Source organism: Gammaproteobacteria bacterium (genome assembly GCA_013001575.1).
GTDB lineage: Bacteria > Pseudomonadota > Gammaproteobacteria > Steroidobacterales > JABDMI01 > JABDMI01.
The window spans coordinates 12417-33108 of sequence record JABDMI010000116.1; the positions used below are offsets into that span (position 1 = coordinate 12417).

A 20692-nucleotide genomic window follows, 5' to 3' on the forward strand; every position below is an offset into this window, starting at 1 on the left:
CATGTTAGTCGAAGCCGCCGTTCCCCATATTGAAACCTTATTGAATCGCAAATTACGCGATTCGGTCACGGCGCGTGAATTTTGTAAAACCTTGAGCGGCAAAGTGCTTGAGATAAATATCACTGAAGTGCCAGAACGTATTTTGCTGGCCCCGCTGGGCGAGAGTATCGAAATTTTGACCGATGCGGACATGAAAGCCCAGGTGGTTTTCAGTGGTTCGGTTTTTACGTTTATGCAAGCCACTCAGCAAAAACCACTGGAACTGGTGCGCGCGGGTAAATTAACCATGAAAGGGGATGCCGTACTGGCGGGCCAATTTCAACGCTTGATCGAACTGGCGATGCCGGATTGGCAAGAAGAGCTAGCCAAACTTTTCGGGGATTACGTCGGTCCGCAGCTCAGTAATGTCTTGCAAGGATTGGCGAGTATCGGGCAAGAACTGTTTAAAAGTTTTGAGCAGACGACAAAACCCGAAACTCAAGCCGAATCGCCACCCGCCCAGGAAGAATTCGAGCAATTTTCAGAGGATCTGGACACCTTACAAAAAGATCTTGATGAGCTGGATAAGTCTTGTTGATCCGGCCCAAACAATTCTGGCGTCTGTTGCAGATCCAGCGCGTATTGGTAAAGCATGGCTTGATCGAAGTCATCAAAGCCACACATTTATTCCGCCCCGTACGTTTTCTGTTTTATATATTCCCTTCCAACTGGTTTGTTGATAAAAATAAACCATTAGGCGCCCGCATTCGCGAAGCCCTGGAAGAGCTTGGTCCAGTATTTGTGAAGTTTGGTCAGGCCGTATCCACCCGGGTCGATCTCTTGCCACCGGAAATTGCACTTGAATTGGCCAAACTACAGGATGCGGTGCCACCATTCCCGTCCGAGCAGGCTAAAGACATTCTTGAACAAGCATTCGCACAACCACTCAATGCAGTGTTTGCGACCTTTGAAGACCAGCCATTGGCGGCGGCTTCCATTGCCCAGGTGCATGCAGCAACCTTGCACGACGGAAAAGATGTTGTGGTCAAGGTCTTGCGGCCCGGCGTCGAGGCGCTGGTCGCACAAGATGTGGATGTATTAAAAGACCTCGCAAAACTTGCAGATGCTTACTGGAGCGAGAGCAAGCGCTTGCGTCCGATCGAAGTGGTGAGTGAATACGAAAAAACCATTTTCGACGAGCTGGATCTGATGCGTGAGGCGTCCAACGGGGCGCAACTCAGGCGCAACCATGAAAAGATTGACGCTTTGTATGTGCCGGAAGTGTATTTTGATTATTGTCGGAAAAATGTTCTGGTCATGCAACGCGTGTACGGTATTCCGATCGGGCAAGTCAGTGAATTCCATCAACGCAATGTGAATATGCGGCGTTTGTCTGAACGCGGGGTGGAGATTTTCTTTACCCAGGTATTCAAACACAATTTTTTCCATGCCGATATGCACCCCGGCAATATTTTTGTGAATGTCGATGACCCGGAAGACCCGAAATACATCGCTATTGATTTCGGAATTGTCGGCACACTCACGCCGAATGACCAGAATTACCTGGCACAGAATTTTATCGCCTTTTTTAATCGTGATTACAAGCGCGTGGCCGAACTGCACGTGGAGTCGGGCTGGGTCCCGGAAGGTACCCGGGTTAATGAATTTGAAACCGCGATCCGTACCGTGTGTGAACCGATTTTCAACAAGCCTCTGAAAGAGATCTCGTTTGGCAATTTCCTGCTCAGTCTGTTCAATACTGCCCGACGTTTTGACATGGAGGTCCAGCCGCAGCTGGTGTTGCTGCAAAAAACCATATTTAATATTGAAGGTCTGGGGCGACAGTTGTATCCTGATCTGGACCTGTGGCAAACCGCCAAACCCTTTTTGGAGAGCTGGATGAAAGAACGTTATGGCCCGATGGCCGCCATCGATAAAATTCGCGAAGACCTGCCGGAAATGGGCGAGGCCTTGCAGGTGGCGCCGCAGCTGGCCTTCCATACCTTACAAAAAATGGCCGATGGAAAACTGGTGGTGCAGGCCAAAGGCAAACAGCTGGAAAAGATCCAGCAACAACTGGTCGACAATCAGAAAAAAACCAAAGGCAATATTCTGGCTGGATCATTATTTATCGGAGCAACGGTCTTGCTCGGAACCGCTTTCCAGCCGCTGTGGCTGGGCTGGGGCATGATGATAATTTCACTAGCCATTTTTGCTCGCAGCTAGGTGCATGAATTGCATCACCGTTGTTAGATGTTCAGATTACCGTTCTTAGTACTGATTTGCACAAGTCTGTTATTGTCAGCTTGTGCTACAGCCCAACAAGTGGCCAATCAACAAAGCAGTTTGCATCAATACCGGCCTTTACCGGATCTGGATAATCAGGAAACCGTGGTGTTATTACACGGTTTGAATCGCACGGCACGTTCAATGCGACCGCTGGCAAGCAGTCTTCAGGCCAATGGCTATAGCGTCTGCAATATTGATTATCCATCACGTTATTTTGAACTCAATGTCTTGGCCATGGAATATGTGTTGCCCCGCATTCGGAACTGTGTGACTGATCCATCAGGGGTGCTGCATTTTGTAACCCATTCCATGGGCGGCATGCTGGTTAGAAGTCTGGATGCCCATTTATCAGAATTCACTACCGGACATCTGGTGATGCTGAGTCCGCCCAATAAAGGCAGTGAAGTGGTGGATGTATTCGCCCATAATCGCTTGTTTATGCAAAGCGCCGGCCCGGCCGGCAGTCGCCTCGGCACTGATCCCGACAGTTTGCCCAGCACTTTACCTCAGCCATCAATGCCATTTGGAGTGATTGCGGCAAAGCACAGTAACAGTGCGATGTCATGGGTATTACCGGGTGACGATGACGGTAAAGTTACCCTGGAAAACATGAAACTCGAAAGCATGCAGGATTTTATTGTGATCGGAAACACGCATTCCTTCATGATGCGGGATGCCGACGCAATCCGGCAGGTTTTGCATTTCCTCAGACAAGGTAAATTCAAACACAATTGATCTCCGTCAACGATCGGGGGTGTGCAAACGCTATACTTGACCGCCATGCAAACAGGAAGGCAATGGTAAACCTAATCGATAAACAGCAACTCACCAGTACCAGGATCATGCAATGGATCACGGTGATTCTGCGGGTACTTCTGTTTATTGGCGCGATAATACTGTTTGTACAAAACAAATTCTTGCCGGCATTGACCACTTGTGGAATTATTCTGGCCACTTTTACGCCGCGGTTACTCGGTCATTCCCTGCGCGTGACCGTTCCGGTTGAATTCGAATTCCTGGCGGTGGTATTTATTTATGCCTCACTGTTTTTGGGCGAGGTTGGAGGCTACTATCAAGTGTACTGGTGGTGGGACCTGATGTTGCATCTGGCCTCCGGGTTTATTGCGGGTATCTTTGGCTTTGTTCTGGTGCATGTGTTAAATGAAAATGACAATATCGGCATGCACCTGAATCCCGGCTTTGTGGCTTTTTTTGCTTTTTTGTTTTCGCTGGGCCTCGGAGTGATCTGGGAATTATTCGAATACATCATGGATGTGGTGTTTGGTATGAACATGACCAAAACGGGCCTGGACGATACGATGGAAGATATTTTTATTGCCTTGATCGGAGCTCTGGTTATCTCGGTGATTGGCTATATTTTTTTAAAACGCAACAAACCCACCCGCTTCTTTGAGCGCTGGGTGTACAAATTTGTAAAACAAAACCCGCAACTATTCAAAAACTGATCACTTGACGGACATTATGCAAAAACCATCTCGAAAAATCGGCTTGATACTTGGAAGTGGCTCGGCCCGCGGCATGTGCCACATTGGTGTAATAAGAGCTCTGGAAGAGATCGACATCGTGCCGGATATAGTGGTGGGTTGTTCGGTCGGAGCCCTGGTAGGCGCCTCTTACTTGCATGGCAAGCTCGAGCAAATGGAAAAATGGGCGCTCTCATTGAACAAGCGCACGATTGCCAGTTATTTCGACCTGAATTTTTCATTTCACGGGTTTGTGAAAAAAGAACGCATGCAGGAGTTCTACCAGGAACATGTTTGTGGTCCGCATAAATTGATCAGCCAGATGGATAAGCCGTTTGCAGCCGTGGCGTGTGACTTGAGCAGTGGCGAAGAGGTCTGGTTGAAGCACGGGCAGGTGCTGGACGCAATTTGGGCAAGTATGTCTTACCCAGGATTATATCCGGCATACTGGCACGAAGAGCGCTGGCTGGTGGATGGCGGGTTGGTCAACCCGGTGCCGGTGTCTCTGGCCAAGTCTCTGGGTGCCGACGTGACCATTGCGGTCAATCTCAATGCGGATATAGCAACCAGTCATGAGCTGAACGAGCATGTGGAAGATACAGATCATCCAGTAAACGTATCAAACAATGTTGACGATACTTTTATCACAAAAGCAAAACGGAATTTCAGGCAGGTAACCAGCAATTGGTTGAGTTCAGACGATGATCCTGATAACGGATTCGAGAAGCCCAAGGTCTTTGATGTGATCGCCAGTTCAATCAACATTATGCAAGATCGCCTGACCCGAAGTCGCCTGGTTGGCGATCCGCCGGATATTGTCTTGGCTCCGCGCTTATCCGAAATCGGTTTGCTGGAACTGTATAAGGCCAAAGATGCAATCGCTGAGGGTGAGGCATGTGTCAAACGTCTCAGAGAAGAGATCGATTACCGGGTCAATGGCTAGGCACTGCCGCTTCAGTCTGCACAATTCAAGGTACAATAGCGCGTGCATTTAGCAGGTCAGCCACACGGTTGACCTTTTTTATTTTCAGGTTATTTAGAGTTTTCCACTATGGCGATAAGCTTTGGATTCGGCGAGTTTTGTGCCACGGCGTGTTCTATTGCCTGGGCACTGAGTGTAGTGCTGTTTCGCCGCAGTGGTGAAAGCATGCCGGCTTTCGAGCTAAATTTTGTTAAAAACATTATTGCTGCATTATTGTTACTGGCCACAGTGGTGGTTATTGAACTGTTTCAAGACGGTGCAGGGTTACCGTCTTTTTCCCGATGGGATATGTTTTTAACCTTTGTGTCTGGCCTGATCGGGCTCGCCATTGCCGACACCTGGTATTTTAAAGGCTTGCAGTATCTGGGCGCGGCTCGCATGGGAATTGTGGCGACTATTTACAGTCCATCGGTGATTTCCTTATCCGCTTTATTTCTGGGCGAGTCTTTGCAAGGCTGGCAATATCTGGGTTTTGTTTTGGTCTTACTCGGATTGCTCATGGTTGCATGGCGCCAGAATAAACAAGACATAGATCCTGCGGATCTACGCAAAGGTCTGTTTTTTGGTGGCACGGCAGTCATATTAACCGCAGCGGGGGTCTTGATGGTTACCGGGGTGATGGACCGTCAACCGTTTTTCTGGACCGCCTTGTTACGCATGCTGGCAGGTTTGGCGGGCATGTGCATTTTCATGAGTGTGCGCAAAGAGTGGCCGTTGTTCAGACAAAACCTCAAAGGCAATCATCCCTGGAAAACGATTGTATTGGCCAGTTTCCTGGGCGGTTATTTATCCATGGCGCTGTGGTTGACGGGATACAAACTGATCAACCCGGCCGTTGCATCGATATTGAATGAAACCTCGTCCGTGTTTATTGTGTTCTTTGCCTGGTTGGTCCTGAAAGAGCACATTTCCAGACAAAAGATCCTGGGTCTCTTGCTCACCTTGAGCGGGGTGATGGTTGTGTTGATGGGTTAATGAAAATGCCTGAGACTCATAAATCCAAGAATTACATTGTTCCGCCTTGCGCAGAGCAGGTCGAAATACTGCTCGAAGGCGAGAGCTTCCTGTTGGTGAATAAACCGCGTCCCCTATTGTCGGTTCCTGGTAGACATCCATTGAACAAAGATTGTTTGATCACACGGCTACAGAAGCAGTACCCGACTGCACGCATTGTGCATCGACTGGATATGAACACCTCGGGCATCATGGTAATTGCTTTAAATACGGACAGTCATCGCCACCTGAGTATGCAGTTTGAACAACGCAACACCTACAAAGAATACGTTGCTGTGGTTTACGGCGTAGTAGAAGAAGATACGGGTTCGATCGAACTACCCTTGATCTGCGACTGGCCAAACCGTCCCAAACAAATGGTTGATCACCAGGTGGGCAAGCCGGCTTTAACGCATTTCGAGGTATTGCACAGGGGCGAGGATCAAACACGCCTGTTGTTCAAACCGCTAACCGGACGATCTCACCAGCTCCGTGTACATGCGGCAGAGATCGGTCATCCGATTTTGGGTTGTCGTTTGTATGCGCACCCAAAAGCCTTGGCGATGTCGCAGCGTTTGATGTTGCATGCCAGCAAACTGGAATTTGATCACCCGCTTAGCAATGAGCGGGTTAAGGGATTTTGTGAAGTGCCTTTCTAGCATGATTATTGCTGGCCAAATTTATTGGGGCAATATTATTCAGCAGGCTCGAGGCGCAAGGCGTGTTGCATCACATGAAAAATATAATTCTGCTCATACACCCCGGTAAGTAAATGCGCTGCCGGGCCCTTGGCATACACGCCGACATCGGTGCCGGAATGGGTTTCAGAGCGAGTTGGTATACCCGATTCTTGTAAATAGTTCTTGTCTTCGGTATCGACTTCGCTCAGATCCGGTCTGCCGTTTGTAATGCCCTGAATAGTATTTGGATAATGCGGATAGCTTTTGCTGCCCTCGGGTTGTGTGTCACTGGCACCAATATGTCCCGGGCCATTGAGATAACCCAGGGTGGTATAGGGTTTACCACTGGCATCGCGATCCAGGGTCATGCCGTCAACCGTCAGGGCGCTGCTGACCTTGCCCAGGATCGGGTTACCGCGTTTCGGGTATCCGGCAAATTCCATCACATGGCCATGATCCGCAGTCACCACGATCAAAGTATCTTCATCATTGGTCAACTCATCGGCCATTTTCACGGCATCGGCAAAGGCGACGGCATCATGCAGGGCGCGGTAAGCATTTGCCGCATGATGGGCGTGATCAATGCGGCCGCCTTCAACCAGCAGAAAAAAACCGTCTTCCGAGCTGAGATGCTTGATCGCAAAGCCGGTCATGTCGGCAATCGACGGTTCTCCACTGGCGTCTTCCCCGCGATCGGCCTCGTATTGCATATGGCTGGGTTCAAACAAACCCAGGATCTGCGAGTAAGCATGTTTGGAGAGCGCAAGCGCATTAAAGTCTTGTAGATTCCAGACATATTTCCGGCTTGGCGTTTGTGCTTGCCATGTTTGTATCAGGTTTTTGCCGTCACGCCGGTAACCGTTTTTGTCGGCATATTCCGGGTCTGGTGTGCTGACCGGCAAAAAGGCTGCGCGTCCGCCACCCAAGACTACTTCGATTCCGTCTCCCTTATCAAAATCCACCAGTTGGGAGGCGATATCCTTGCATCCCTGCGGCGCCTGGGCTTCCCAGTCGCGGTGTGCCACATGCGCAAAGGCCGAGGCCGGTGTGGCGTGTGTGATACGGGTAGTTGCAATGACGCCGGTCTTGTATCCGGCCTGTTCGGCAAGTTCGAGCAAGGATGGTGCAATCGCAGCTTGGCTACCTGCGCATTCACCACGCACCACCTTATCGTTCATACCCACCACACTGATCTTGGTTTTAATACCGCTCAGCATGGCGGTTGCGGTGCCGGCCGAATCCGGAGTTTGGCTATCGGTGTTGTAGGTTTTGCTCAGGCCGGTATAGGGAAAATGTTCAAAACTCAAAAAATTCTCTTCCCCGCTTTCACCACGCAATTGCCCGTCAAGGATACGCGCGGCAGTGACTGTTGCCACACTCAGACCATCGCCAATGAATAGGATCACATTTTTTGCAGGGCGTTGATTCAGCGGTTGCTGCAATTTTTCTTGTAACAGGCTTTGTCCCTGGGCATACCAGTCATCCGGATGCTCAATTGTGCTCACGGGCAGTTGCTCAACTTGCTTGACAGGTTCCTCGGAGCTTGCCTGCTGAACTTTATCGGAGCGACTACACGCCGCAAGCGTGATCAGAATTGCAATACAGCAGATACCAAGGGATCGCTTTAATGCAGGCTTGGTCTGTGAAGATTTAGTCTGATCCAAGTTCTTTCTCCAGATTTTCCAATTCGGTGAAACGTACCCGGCGATATTGGAACCGGCTTGCGGCTTTCATGTTATTGGCCAGCACCTGATGCAGCTCGGAATCCCAATAGCCCCAGCGTTCGATCATGGCCTTGGCTTCATTCTTTTTGCCACTGGCCTGGATGCCTAACACTTCTTCCAGCATGCTGGCGACCACAGCAGGAAATTTTTCGTAATCAATATGAATTTTTTCCATTTCAGGATCAAAGCTGATCACCTCGTTTTCTAATAAATAATTAAATTGCATCAATTGCATGGTGCCATAGGCCTGGTCCCTGCGTGGTTTGTTGGTTCTGAGTACGCGTAATATTCCGCCGGCCTGAATTTGTTTAAAGGTCTCGGCGCCGAGTTCTTCTTTTTCCAATAATTCTTTCGCCGTGAACAGGGAAACCAGGTCCGCTTTCATTTCTTCAAAATGATCGGCGACTTCTTCGAGTGCAGCGTCCAGATCACCACCGGACTCGGTTTCGTCGACTCCCAGATAATGACCCACTTCATGCCACAAGGTGCGCTGGAATTGTCCATCCATGCTTAAATCAGCGGCAAATTCAGGCTCTACTGCCGCGGCAAAGCGTGCCTGGGCATTGGCGAACAGCACCGGATTGGTCATGATGTTATGGCGTAGCATGATAGTACGACCATACTTACGTGATTGTTCCGCTTCATTGGGCAATATGGTGGCGGTATTGGCACCACGTGACTGGCCAAAGTCAGCGATCACGTCGTACACTCCGAGTGACAAGTTTTCGTTAATACGCCGCGGAAATTGATAAGGCAAGGCGTCGTGTACTGCTTGTAAATTTCGCAAACCGCTGGCGAGTTTTTCACTGGCCTCTTTGTTTCGTAACAGCACATTCAAACTGAAATAACTTTTCACGCCAAACAAGGTGTCGTCGTAAGTTTCGTAACTGCCGATCTGACCATTGAGTTGATTAAAACGGCCAGTGACCCAGGATGCGTCACCGGCTTCATAATCATCACGCAGCAGATCAAAACTGCGTTGGCGTAAATATCCGGCAAATTCGCGGTCTTCATTCTCCATCCAGTCGGCCGCATTATTCAGGTGTTTGTGGATCTGCATGATCTCATTCATGTAATGCACGGAATAGGGCAAGCCGTAGTAACCCTCATTGGGATGTTCACTTTGGATCTTGAGCAGACGGTCTTTAAGCCCCGGGTGCAAACTGTCGAGGAGTAAATTGTTATTGAGTTTGGCGATGTCTTCGGTGAGATTGGTCGGGGTAACTTTGCGTACCACTGAACGCAAATGCATAATGCTGCGACGCAGATCCGGATTGCCGGACAAATATTTTTCCAGCGCTTCTTTATCCACGCCCCAGGGGTAGACATTGCCACCGGCTTGTTCGGGTTCGACCGGCAAAAAAGCCACACGCTCGTTTTCAAGGTTTGTGGCGATCGGCCCCTTGAACTGATAATACAAATTGAGCAGATTGGCGGTTTCCACCGGTTCGCCGAGTTCTTTGTGTAATTTATTCAATTCATCACGCGCACTCAAGGCCTGCGGGTGGCGGGATAATTCATACAAGTCATTAAATATAATCCCGGCCAGCATCAGTTCACGTACGGCTTCACGTTCCTGGGCTTTTAAGGCGCTGAGGTCGGGCGACAAGATGATCTCGGCACTGCGTTCCAGTACTGCACTACTTTGTTCCACCGACCAATAGCCTGTCGGGAGTTTAATGGAGTCGGAGTCCCCCTTTCCCTGATATAAAAAATACACGCCAATTAGAACTACGGGGACCACAATAAGAACAAGTTTTTTCATAAGGCCGAATTTACGCAATGGTGATTTTAAAAACAGTCATTGTACGCCGTGCAAGCAATTACTTTTAGAATACTTTTGTAAATAATTTTTGCTTGAATTGTGTTTACACAGTGGCTTCACAGCAACCATCAAAGGCGGTCCATTTACAACTGTATACCGCCAGTGCCGCGCCGATCATTGGCGCAATGGAATAAAGCCAGAGTTGTGACCAATCCAGAGCGACCAATGCCGGTCCTATACTGCGTGCCGGGTTCATGCTTGCATTAGTGAGTGGTCCGGCAAAGGCTGCGGCCAAGGCTACTGTTGCACCTATGGCCAGACCCGCCATCATGCCCGTTTCTTTTGCCCCAGTTGCTACTCGCAAGATCACGAACATCAAAAAGAAGGTAATGATGATTTCGAGTACACACCCTTGCCAAACTCCAATCGAAGACCGGGTTACACCAAAGTTAATATCGTTGGCTGCAAAATCGCTTAACAGGAAGCGTAATAAAACAACAGCAAATACTGATGCTGTGATCTGAACCACGCTGTAAATTACAAATTCTTTTGCCGGAAAACGCCGCGATAGAAAAAACCCGAAACTCACCGCAGGATTAAAATGTGCACCCGAGATATCGCCTACGGCATAGATCATAACCATGACCACCAAACCAAAGACCAGGGCAATCCCCATATTGCCCAGACCGCCAAAAAGCTGGTCGGCAACAATTGCGCCAACACCACAAAAGACCAGGGCAAAGGTTCCGATAAATTCGGAAAATAGACGATCACTGAGTGGTGCTTGCATGTTTTTTGGTGTCCAAAAGTGTTTTTTCAGGCAGGCTATATTGTACGGTAAGCAGACAGAAAGTTTTATTGCATCCAGTACAATAGCCGAATGGATGTTTCAGCAATTCTCGACGACCTTAATGATGCACAACGCCAGGCGGTAACGGCCGCAGACCAGCCTATGTTGGTATTGGCAGGGGCGGGCAGTGGCAAAACCCGGGTCTTGGTGCATCGTATCGCCTGGTTGGTGCAGGTTGAGGGCGTGAATCTGCATAACATTCTGGCCGTGACCTTTACCAACAAAGCGGCGGCCGAAATGCGCGGACGGGTTGAGGGCATGTTGCAAGTGCCTGCCGCACCGCTCTGGATAGGCACTTTTCACGGCTTGGCACATCGCTTATTACGTCGGCATTGGCGCGAAGCGGAATTGCTGCAGTCTTTCCAGATCATGGACGCTGATGATCAAAAGCGCATGATGAAACGGGTCTTGCGTGAAATGGATCTCGACGAAGGCGCCTGGCCACCGCGCGAGATGTGCTGGTGGGTGAACAAGAAAAAAGAAGAGGGTATACGACCGCAGCATTGTCAGGCGGGCGAGAATGAACTGGAGTCTATCCGGATCCGTATTTACACCGCCTATGAAGCCATGTGCGCACGCACCGGGTTGATCGACTTTGCCGAATTATTATTACGTGCGCATGAACTTTGGTTAAACAATCCACATTTGCTGGCCCATTACCAGCGACGTTTTGCCCATGTGCTGGTCGATGAGTTTCAAGACACCAACACCATCCAATACGCCTGGTTGCGACTATTGATCGGTGACAAGGGCATACCATTTGTGGTCGGCGATGACGATCAGTCGATTTATCGTTGGCGCGGTGCCAAGGTTGAACATTTGCAGCGCCTTGCACAGCACTATCCGGCTTTGCAAACCATACGTCTGGAACAAAATTATCGTTCCACCGGTAACATCCTGAAAGCCGCCAATGCGGTTATTGACAACAACACCGATCGCCTCGGCAAAGAACTCTGGACCGATGGCCACGATGGCGACTTGATCCAGCTGTATTCTGCCTACAATGAACGTGAAGAAGCGGAGTTTGTGATTAACTGCATTCGCCAATGGCAGAACGAAGGCAACTTACGCAAAGATTGCGCCATCCTGTATCGCTCGAATGCGCAATCGCGGGTGTTTGAAGAAATGCTCATACAGGCGGGCATTCCGTATCGTGTTTACGGGGGCTTGCGCTTTTTCGAACGCGCCGAGATCAAAGACGCCTTGGCGTATTTGCGTTTGTGTTCTAACCCGCACGATGATGCGGCCTTTGAACGCGTGGTCAATACTCCGACCCGCGGAATTGGTGCGCGTTCGGTCGAACAGATCCGCGCTTACGCCCGGGCCAACGCCTGTTCAATGTGGCGTGCTGCCGGTGCCTGTGTGTCGGATGAAATGGACTTTCCACGGCGTTCTGCCAATGCTTTGAACGCTTTCCTGATCATGCTCGATCACATGAGCAAAGCCATCGAAGATCTCGATCTGGGTGAACAGGTTGAACACGTGGTGCACACCAGCGGCATTATCGAACATTACAAAAAAGAAAAAGGCGAACGCGGTGAAGCGCGTCTGGAAAACCTGGATGAACTGATCTCGGCGGCCAGTGGTTTTGATCCTGACGACATGGCGCACGCTTTGCAAAATGACGAGGATGAATTTTCTGAAGAAATGTCGCCATTGGTGTCGTTTTTGGCGCACGCCGCCCTGGAAGCCGGCGAGGGCCAGGCCGATGCCTGGGAAGACTGTGTGCAACTGATGACCTTGCATTCCGCCAAAGGGCTGGAATTTCCATTGGTGTTTTTATGTGGCATGGAAGATGGGCTTTTTCCGCACCAGCGCTCGATCAATGATGCCGCCGGGCTCGAGGAAGAGCGTCGCCTGTGTTACGTGGGCATGACCCGGGCTATGGAGCATTTGTATCTGCTACACGCCGAACGGCGCCGTTTGTACGGCCACGACAGCTACGGTCAAGCCTCGCGCTTTTTGGCGGAAATCCCCAAAGAACTGGTGAATGATATTCGTCCTAAAGTGTCGGTGGCGCGCCCGGTCATGCCAGCAGCACGGGCAGGCTTACGCATCAGAGAACCGGCACCGTCAGGATTAAAACTGGGTCAATCGGTCATGCATAAGAAATTTGGCCCCGGCGTGGTCATGAATTACGAAGGTCAGGGCAGTCATGCCAGGGTGCAGGTGAATTTTCAAGACGTGGGCGCGAAATGGCTGGTCTTGGCCTATGCCAATTTGCAAGTTGTGTAAGTATTCCGATTTCCACGTATGCGCACCATTTTTTTGCCTATTTTGCAAGACATTTAATTAGCGGAAATTGCCGGTAAATCCTTGCAAGCCCGCATTATTAGGCGTAATGTGCTTATCTTGACGTGCAGCAAAAAAATAATATTCGGATTCGCAACAAGCAATAACGCATAAGTAATAAGCATAAGAATTTGTCAGATCTCGCGACGCATATCTCCCTATGAAAATACTAATACTAGGTGCCGGACAAGTGGGCTCAACTGCGGCCTATAATCTCGCGCAGGAAGAACAAAACGAGATCACAGTAGTCGACACCGATGCAGAAGTATTAAAAGAACTCAGTGACCGTCTTGATATTCGCACCGTTGAAGGCTTCGCCTCGCACCCGCGCGTGCTCGAACAAGCCGGTTGTAATGATGCCGACATCATGATCGCCTTAACCAATTCTGACGAAACCAATATGGTCGCCTGTCAGGTGGCATATACCTTGTTTCATACCAAAACCAAAATTGCCCGGGTGCGTGAATCCGCTTATACCCATCCGTCGGTGTCACGCATATTCAGTCAGGATGCCTTGCCGGTTGACGTCATCATCTCGCCCGAACAACTGGTGACCGAACACATTGAACGTTTGATCCATTTTCCGGGTGCCTTGCAGGTCCTGGAGTTTGCCGATGGCAAAGTTCGCCTGGTCGGGGTAACCGCGCATGAAGGCGGATTGTTGGTGGGTCAGGAATTACGTGCTTTGGCGGAACACATGCCAAATACCGACGCACGTGTCGCGGCGATTTACCGTGACGGCCTGAGTGTGATGCCGGACGGGGATACCGTGATACAGGAAGGCGATAATGTGTTCTTTATTGCCGAGCGCAATGATATTCGCATGGTGATGAGCGAGATGCGCAAACTGGAAACTCCGGTGCGACGGGTCCTGATCGCCGGCGGCGGCAACATTGGATATCAACTGGCTAAAGTTCTGGAGCGCACCAACAAGGTCAAGCTGATTGAACGCGATCGTGACCGCGCACGACGTATCTCGGAAAAGTTACGCAAAACCATTGTGCTCACTGGTGATGCCGCTGATCAAAATCTTTTACTGGAAGAGAATATCGAAAACACCGATGTCTTCGTATCGGTCACCAATTCCGAAGAAGCGAACATTTTATCCGCCATGGTGGCCAAACGTCTGGGCGTAAAAAAAGCCATCGCGCTGATCAATCGACCAAGTTACGGCGAGGTGGTGGAAAGCGGCGGGGTTATTGATGTAGCGGTTTCACCCCAGCAAATAACCAGTGGCGCCTTGCTCTCGCATGTGCGGCGTGGTGACGTGGTTAAAGTGCATACCTTACGGCGCGGCGCGGCGGAGGCTCTGGAAGCGATCGCGCATGGTGACAAAGAAACCTCACAAGTGGTCGGACGCGCCCTTGAGGACATCGACTTGCCCAAGGGTTCAACCATTGCTGCTATTGTACGCGATGAAGAAGTGATCATTGCGCATCACGATGTTGTGGTCGAACGCGATGACCACGTTATCTTATTCCTGACCGATCGCACCAAGATCCCGGCGGTTGAAGATCTATTTCAGGTTTCGGTCAATTTCAGTAATAGCTAAGATCAAGTCATCACATGAATTTTAAATTGGTCATTCGGATTCTCGGTGTTTTGCTGATGATCTTCAGTGCCACCATGCTGCCACCAATCGTATTTTCGATCTTTTATGACGACGGCCAGGTCGCGGCATTTTTTAATGCGCTGTTGGTCTATCTGGTGCTTGGTGCGATTCTCTGGTATCCCTTGCGACATTTACGGGCGGAATTGCGTTTACGCGACGGGTTTTTGGTGGTCTCCACGTTCTGGGTGGTGATTGGATTAGCCGGGGCCTTGCCGTTTTTATTCTCGGATCTCCAGCTAAGTTTGACCGACGCGTTTTTTGAAGCCGTTTCCGGTCTTACCACAACCGGTGCAACCATTCTGGTGGGCCTGGACGAAATGCCGCGTTCAGTCTTGTATTATCGCCACCAGCTGCAATGGCTAGGCGGCATGGGCATTATTGTTTTGGCACTCGCCATCCTGCCCATGTTAGGTGTGGGTGGTATGCAGTTGTATCGCGCTGAAACGCCCGGACCGGTAAAAGATTCCAAACTCACGCCACGCATCACCGAAACGGCCAAAGCCTTGTGGTACATCTATCTGGGTTTGACTGTGTTATGTATGTTGGCTTACTTTTTTGCCGGCATGACCTGGTTCGATGCCTTGTGTCATAGTTTTAGTACGATCGCTATCGGGGGGTTTTCAACTCACGATGCCAGTATCGGGCATTTTAATAGTCCCCTGATCGACACCGTTGCGATTATTTTTATGTTGATCGCGGGAATGAATTTCGCCTTACATTTCACCGCCTATCGACGTTGGCGTATCAAGCATTATTTTCGCGACGCTGAATTCAGAACCTATTTATTTATAATTTTTATAGGCGTGGTGATCGTTGCCTTGAGTCTTGAGATCTCCGATCATATTGATGACGCATCGCAGGCAACGCACGCGGCTATTTTTCAAGTGGTCTCGATCGCGACAACCACAGGTTTCACCACTGCCAACTATTCACTGTGGCCGGGCGCCTTGCCTTTACTCTTGATCTTGCTGAGCTTTATTGGAGGCTGTGCGGGTTCAACCGCCGGCGGCATGAAAGTTATCCGCTGGTTGCTGGTATTCAAGCAAGGCATGCGGGAAGTGGTCCGGCTGGTACACCCCAGCGCCGAGATCCCGGTCAAGCTGGCCAACCGCGCCGTTTCACCACGAGTGATCGACGCCGTGTGGGGATTTTTCTCCGTGTATATTGTGGTGTTCGGGGTCATGATGCTACTCATGATGGCCACCGGCCTGGATCAGGTGACCGCCTTTTCGGCAGTGGCTGCGAGTTTAAACAATTTAGGACCGGGCTTAGGTGAGGTCGCTGGTAATTTTGTAAGCGTTAATGACACAGCAAAGTGGATCAGTATTTTTGCCATGCTTCTGGGGCGCCTGGAAATTTTCACATTGCTGGTTTTATTCACCACGGCGTTTTGGGAATATTAAGTCCTTGCGCTGGCATAAAGTTGCCAAACAGTTTCATTAATTCCGTATTTTTACATCACTGATAGAATGCCCGAATGGAAATATTTAAAGTCTTTCAAATTGAAGCCGCCCATCATTTGCCCAATGTGCCCGAAGGGCATAAATGCCGACGTTTGCACGGGCACTCCTTTATCGTCGAAATTCACGTCAGTGGTCCGGTTGGCGAGAACAGTGGCTGGGTTATGGACTTTGCCGAACTCAAGGCAAGCTTCGACCCCTTGTACCAGCAACTCGATCACAACTACCTGAATGAAATTGACGGCCTGGAAAATCCGACCAGCGAGAATCTGGCCAAGTGGATATGGCAACAGTTGCAAGTCAAGCTTCCGTCACTGAGTAAAGTTGTGGTTAAGGAAACTTGCAATTCCGGGTGTGTGTATACAGGTAATTAAGGTATGCAACCAGCTAACACTTCACATCAGTCTCCAAATCTGGAGTATTTCCCGTTACTGACTTGTGTGTTGTTATTTGCTCTGGCCCTTTTCCTGGGCATGCAGCAAATTACCCCGCCACCGGTTGTTCTGACCAATGCCCCCGCTGACCAGTTTTCCGCTGAACGTGCCAGTGAATATTTGAATCATATTGCGGTACGCCCGCATATGGTTGGTTCGCAAGAACACGCCAAGGTCCAGGCGTACATCAGTAAAGAATTGCAATTGCTGGGTTTGCAAACCCAGTTGCAAGCAACCTCGGTGATCTACGATTATCCGCGATACTCCAAACGAACCCCGCGTATCGCAAAAGTTAAAAATATCGTGGCACGCTTGCCGGGTAAAAATCCCGATTATCCCGCGGTAACCCTAATGAGTCATTACGATTCTGTACCAACGGCTGCGGGTGCTGGTGATGCCGGGTCGGGTGTTGCCGCCATTTTGGAAACTCTCCGGGTCTTGCGTAACGGACCACAGTTGCTGCGTGATGTGATTGTGGTCATCACCGACGCCGAAGAGGTCGGCTTGCTCGGAGCACAAGGGTTTTTTCGCGAACATCCCTGGGCGCAAGAGATCGGATTGGTTTTGAATTTTGAGGCCCGGGGATCAGCGGGTGGCTCGCAAATGTTTGAGACCAGCCCTGGAAATGCCTGGCTGATCAGGGAATTCAGAAAAGCCGCCAAATCACCATCCGCCAGTTCGATCAGTTACGAAGTCTACAAGCGCATGCCCAATGATACAGATGTCAGTATTATTAAAGACCGGGGCTATCAGATCCTTAATTTTGCCTTTGTAGACAATGCATTTGATTATCACTCGCCAGCAGATACTATCGAGAATCTAAGTATTGGTTCCTTGCAACACCATGGTGTATTGGCTACCTCTCTGGTGCAACATTTTGCCAACCTTGATAACTGGCAAACCTCTCAAAGTGACGCCACGTATTTTAATGTTCTGCCTGGTCTATTGGTGCAATATTCCAGTAATACTGCAATAGCGTTTGCTGTATTGGTATTACTGTTTGCCTTGTACACCTTGTGTACCGGTGTGCGCCTCAAGCATGTCAACCCTAAGGGAATTCTGGCGGGAGTGTTGTCTATCCTGGTAGTGATCATTGTGATCAATGTGATTACCAAATTTGCCTTTGACAGTTTTCAGAGTAGTGAGCGCCCGAAAAACCTGACTTATAAATATCATTACCTGTTATTAAGTTATGGATTATTTCTGGTCGCCTTAACGGCCGCGTTTTGTAAATTCGCGAATCGTTGGGTCTCACACAAGAATCTGGTGGCCGCAGCCTGGGTAATATTGAGTATCTGTAGTGCGATCGTTGTGTTCTCCATCCCCAATGCCAACTACATTTTCAGTTGGGCCTTGTTGTTTATCCTGATCGGGCAACTCATGGTGTGGCGTACGAAATACACTTTTTGGCCAATGGCGATCGCCAGTCTGTTTTGCGTGTATTTATGGGCACACCTTCTTTACATGGTGTATTTGGGTGTTGGATTGCTGGACCCCGCATTTTTCTCGCCGCTGGTTTTACTCATCATTGTACAGCTCATGTGCATTCTATTAAGAATCCCTAGAAAAGTGATCTATCCTTTTGGCGCTGCGGTGTTGGGTATAGCTTTGTATGGCGCATTCACAGCAGAATACACACCACGCAAACCCCGTCCGACCGAAGTTTTTTATTATCATGATGCTGAAAATAACCAGAGTTATTGGGCCAGTCGAGGTGATCACCAGGATGCCTGGACACGCGAATTCTTCCCGGCAGACAATACCCGGAAAAAAACTGTTTTAATGCCGTTTGGCGCTTCAAACCTCAAATTGTCATCAGCCCCAAGCGTTGATATAAAGCATGCCAAAGTGAGTCTAAAAAAACGTATACGGCTTGGTGAGCGAATGCGTTTTGAAATAGAGATACAAGGTCAAACGCATACTGAAATGGGGCGTCTGGTGTTGTCGGCCGATGCCATGTTCAGTGGCTTGACCATCGATGGAAAATCATTTGATCTGCGACCCTTTGCATCAACCGAAGATTCTCAAGCGACTATTGAGTTGCCGATCACCTACTTTGGTTTGGGTAATGAAAAATTTGACCTGGTGGTTGAACTCGTAAGTGATGGCGACCTGACATTACACATGAGCGAATACCAGGGCGGTTGGCCGCAAGGATTAAGTGTGCCGCAGCGTGCGGAAAATATCGCGCCGCTGGCCTGGAGTTATTCCGACAGCGCCATAATTACCCATAGCAGTAAATTCTAGTTACAATTCAAAATAAATTCACACTGATGTCTGGAAACTTGTCAGTGACCACAATGTGTAGATAACAAGGAGTCACCCATGGCAAAAAAATTGCCAAGCCCACCGCGTAGTCCGATCGACCATTCCATGTTAACCCGTGAGTCGTGGAAGATTTTTCAGATCATGGCCGAGTTTGTTGAGGGTTTCGAACAGCTATCCTGCATAAAGCCTTCGGTGAGTATTTTCGGGTCGGCCCGCACCGAGCCCGAACACGAGTTTTACAAACTCACGGAAGAAATTGCCCATGTGCTGTCCAACGCAGGTTTCTCAATCGTCACCGGTGGTGGCCCCGGACTCATGGAAGCCGGGAGTAAGGGCGGTTTTGAAGGTAAATCCTTGAGTGTGGGCTTGAATATCCAGCTCCCGCATGAACAAAACGCCAATGAGTATCAAGACATAGCCATGAACTTCAGGCATTTTTTTTCACGCAAGGTGATGTTCGTCAAATACGCTTCGGCCTATGTGGTGATGCCGGGTGGATTTGGCACCCTGGATGAGGTTATGGAAATTCTGACGCTTATTCAAACCGGAAAGTCACGCAGGATTCCGGTGGTCCTGGTCGGATCCGGATTTTGGAGCGGTCTTGTGGAGTGGTTCAAGAACACACTGATCGCCAATGGCACGATCTCACCCGAAGACATGGACCTGTTCAGTCTGGTGGATACCCCGGAAGAAGTGAAACAGATAATATTCGACTTTTATCATGATCGCAGCTTTGAGCCTTCGCCGGAAGAACAGCAGGTAATGTTGAATTTATAACGTCTAAAGCAGCAATAAACCATGAATCCACCAAAGAGATGAATATCAAATTCGTACATGCAAAAACTGGCTAAACAAATATCCACGCTTTGTGACTGCTTAGGGCGTACCGTTTCCTGGTTGACCTTGTTTATGGTGTTGGTCACCTTTGCAATTGTGGTGTTACGCAAATTCTTTGACCTCGGCTGGATATGGTTACAGGAAAGTGTGACCTGGATGCATGCCCTGGTCTTTATGCTGGCGGCTGCCTATACCTTGAATGCCGACGAGCATGTGCGAGTGGATATTTTCTATACCCGATGCAGCCCGCGTACCAAAGCGTATGTCGACCTGGTCGGTGCGATCGTTCTGTTATTGCCACTGTGCGCTTTCATTGCCTGGAGCAGTTGGGACTATGTGTCGGAATCCTGGCGAATCCGGGAAACTTCCTGGCAATCGGGCGGCTTGCCGGCCTTGTATCTGCTTAAAGCGGTGATCCCGCTGACGGCGATCTTGCTTGGCTTGCTGGGATTCTTGAGATCTCTGGCTAATTTCATCGAGGTTAAACAGCGGTCATAAGACTCAAATGTATGCACAACTGCATTGGGTAAAGAATGAAGGACTTCAACTCAGAACAGGCATTTCACAAAGGATTCTTAATCAAAATGGCATTTACCAACTGTTTCAATTAGTTAACAAGTTTCTCTAAATTCAGATTACAGAATGTCACGCAAAATTATTGGCAGATTGTTCCAAAACAGTCCTAAACCATTAATTTTATTCTTAAAAAAAAATTATAAGGCTATTTTTTTGTATGTTATTCAAGCAATCTCAGTATGGATGAAATCAAAAGCAACCCAGTTTGTTTCATTTTTGGCACGAAATGGCCAAAATCAGGAAAATATCTCTTCAAACAGTGTCTATTGCCTATAAAACCTGCATTTTGTTGCAGTTTTTAACTGTGCTACACTCAGGCGAATTTAATTAAAAACAACTAGGGTAATGCAGGTGCATAATTGAACAACAAAGTCGACACACAAGTCGGCATAGGCGTTATCAAAGAGTAAATTTCAAACACTAATACATGCTTGGTCAGACTCACTGAGTGGCTGGTCAGCGGGTAT

Annotated in this window: 17 protein-coding genes; 14 read left to right on the forward strand and 3 right to left on the reverse strand. The window is 49.2% G+C overall.

Features of this window, described 5'->3' with window-relative positions:
- Position 1 precedes the first annotated feature (1 nt).
- The 7 genes from HKN88_09310 (at position 2) to HKN88_09340 (ending at position 6386) form a co-directional block, all read left to right on the forward strand.
- Complete coding sequence (locus tag HKN88_09310; protein NNC98253.1) at positions 2-577, forward strand: hypothetical protein; 576 nt, start codon at positions 2-4, stop codon at positions 575-577.
- On the forward strand, positions 574-2205 hold the full coding sequence (ubiB, locus tag HKN88_09315; protein ID NNC98254.1) for a ubiquinone biosynthesis regulatory protein kinase UbiB: 1632 nt from the start codon (positions 574-576) through the stop codon (positions 2203-2205). Before HKN88_09310 ends, ubiB begins: the two co-directional genes overlap by 4 nt.
- Positions 2206-2304: 99 nt before the next feature.
- Positions 2305-3003, forward strand: a complete 699-nt coding sequence (locus HKN88_09320; protein ID NNC98255.1) for an alpha/beta hydrolase — start codon at positions 2305-2307, stop codon at positions 3001-3003.
- 62 nt (positions 3004-3065) lie between these two features.
- The gene (locus tag HKN88_09325) at positions 3066-3734 is read left to right on the forward strand and encodes a hypothetical protein (GenBank protein NNC98256.1); all 669 of its coding nucleotides are present in this window, start codon (positions 3066-3068) and stop codon (positions 3732-3734) included.
- A 16-nt stretch (positions 3735-3750) separates the two neighbouring features.
- A complete protein-coding gene (locus HKN88_09330) occupies positions 3751-4695 on the forward strand; it encodes a patatin (GenBank protein ID NNC98257.1) in 945 nt (314 codons plus the stop codon).
- A 108-nt stretch (positions 4696-4803) separates the two neighbouring features.
- Positions 4804-5709, forward strand: a complete 906-nt coding sequence (locus tag HKN88_09335; protein ID NNC98258.1) for a DMT family transporter — start codon at positions 4804-4806, stop codon at positions 5707-5709.
- 5 nt (positions 5710-5714) lie between these two features.
- A complete protein-coding gene (locus HKN88_09340) occupies positions 5715-6386 on the forward strand; it encodes an RNA pseudouridine synthase (GenBank protein NNC98259.1) in 672 nt (223 codons plus the stop codon).
- 35 nt (positions 6387-6421) lie between these two features.
- Here the strand turns inward: HKN88_09340 and HKN88_09345 are convergent, their stop codons facing one another.
- The 3 genes from HKN88_09345 to HKN88_09355 form a co-directional block, all read right to left on the reverse strand.
- A complete protein-coding gene (locus HKN88_09345; protein NNC98260.1) occupies positions 6422-8071 on the reverse strand; it encodes an alkaline phosphatase in 1650 nt (549 codons plus the stop codon).
- A complete protein-coding gene (locus HKN88_09350) occupies positions 8058-9896 on the reverse strand; it encodes an NUDIX hydrolase (GenBank protein ID NNC98261.1) in 1839 nt (612 codons plus the stop codon). The genes HKN88_09345 and HKN88_09350 overlap by 14 nt, the downstream gene beginning before the upstream one ends.
- Before the next feature lie 103 nt (positions 9897-9999).
- Complete coding sequence (locus HKN88_09355) at positions 10000-10686, reverse strand: aquaporin (protein ID NNC98262.1); 687 nt, start codon at positions 10684-10686, stop codon at positions 10000-10002.
- Between the two features lie 90 nt (positions 10687-10776).
- On the opposite strand from HKN88_09355, the gene uvrD reads away from it, so the two are divergent.
- From uvrD to HKN88_09390, 7 genes are all read left to right on the forward strand, one after another.
- Positions 10777-12981: a DNA helicase II gene (gene uvrD / locus HKN88_09360; protein ID NNC98263.1), complete on the forward strand. Its 2205-nt coding sequence runs from the start codon at positions 10777-10779 to the stop codon at positions 12979-12981.
- A 217-nt stretch (positions 12982-13198) separates the two neighbouring features.
- On the forward strand, positions 13199-14590 hold the full coding sequence (trkA, locus tag HKN88_09365; protein NNC98264.1) for a Trk system potassium transporter TrkA: 1392 nt from the start codon (positions 13199-13201) through the stop codon (positions 14588-14590).
- A 14-nt stretch (positions 14591-14604) separates the two neighbouring features.
- Positions 14605-16053 (forward strand): potassium transporter, encoded by a 1449-nt coding sequence (locus tag HKN88_09370; GenBank protein ID NNC98265.1) that lies wholly within the window; start codon positions 14605-14607, stop codon positions 16051-16053.
- A gap of 74 nt (positions 16054-16127) precedes the next feature.
- On the forward strand, positions 16128-16484 hold the full coding sequence (gene queD / locus HKN88_09375) for a 6-carboxytetrahydropterin synthase QueD (GenBank protein NNC98266.1): 357 nt from the start codon (positions 16128-16130) through the stop codon (positions 16482-16484).
- Between the two features lie 3 nt (positions 16485-16487).
- Positions 16488-18791, forward strand: a complete 2304-nt coding sequence (locus tag HKN88_09380) for a M28 family peptidase (protein ID NNC98267.1) — start codon at positions 16488-16490, stop codon at positions 18789-18791.
- A 78-nt stretch (positions 18792-18869) separates the two neighbouring features.
- Positions 18870-19589, forward strand: a complete 720-nt coding sequence (locus HKN88_09385; protein NNC98268.1) for a TIGR00730 family Rossman fold protein — start codon at positions 18870-18872, stop codon at positions 19587-19589.
- 57 nt (positions 19590-19646) lie between these two features.
- Positions 19647-20147, forward strand: coding sequence for a TRAP transporter small permease subunit (locus HKN88_09390; GenBank protein NNC98269.1), 501 nt, complete (start codon positions 19647-19649; stop codon positions 20145-20147).
- The last annotated feature ends 545 nt before the right edge of the window (positions 20148-20692 follow it).

Coding starts and splice junctions, on each gene's coding strand:
- HKN88_09350 (NNC98261.1), bottom strand. CDS start 9,896: ATGAAAAAACTTGTTCTTATTGTGGTCCCCGTAGTTCTAATTGGCGTG.
- HKN88_09325 (NNC98256.1), top strand. CDS start 3,066: ATGGTAAACCTAATCGATAAACAGCAACTCACCAGTACCAGGATCATG.
- HKN88_09390 (NNC98269.1), top strand. CDS start 19,647: ATGCAAAAACTGGCTAAACAAATATCCACGCTTTGTGACTGCTTAGGG.
- HKN88_09355 (NNC98262.1), bottom strand. CDS start 10,686: ATGCAAGCACCACTCAGTGATCGTCTATTTTCCGAATTTATCGGAACC.
- uvrD (NNC98263.1), top strand. CDS start 10,777: ATGGATGTTTCAGCAATTCTCGACGACCTTAATGATGCACAACGCCAG.
- HKN88_09310 (NNC98253.1), top strand. CDS start 2: ATGTTAGTCGAAGCCGCCGTTCCCCATATTGAAACCTTATTGAATCGC.
- HKN88_09370 (NNC98265.1), top strand. CDS start 14,605: ATGAATTTTAAATTGGTCATTCGGATTCTCGGTGTTTTGCTGATGATC.
- HKN88_09335 (NNC98258.1), top strand. CDS start 4,804: ATGGCGATAAGCTTTGGATTCGGCGAGTTTTGTGCCACGGCGTGTTCT.
- HKN88_09385 (NNC98268.1), top strand. CDS start 18,870: ATGGCAAAAAAATTGCCAAGCCCACCGCGTAGTCCGATCGACCATTCC.
- queD (NNC98266.1), top strand. CDS start 16,128: ATGGAAATATTTAAAGTCTTTCAAATTGAAGCCGCCCATCATTTGCCC.
- HKN88_09340 (NNC98259.1), top strand. CDS start 5,715: ATGCCTGAGACTCATAAATCCAAGAATTACATTGTTCCGCCTTGCGCA.
- HKN88_09330 (NNC98257.1), top strand. CDS start 3,751: ATGCAAAAACCATCTCGAAAAATCGGCTTGATACTTGGAAGTGGCTCG.
- HKN88_09380 (NNC98267.1), top strand. CDS start 16,488: ATGCAACCAGCTAACACTTCACATCAGTCTCCAAATCTGGAGTATTTC.
- trkA (NNC98264.1), top strand. CDS start 13,199: ATGAAAATACTAATACTAGGTGCCGGACAAGTGGGCTCAACTGCGGCC.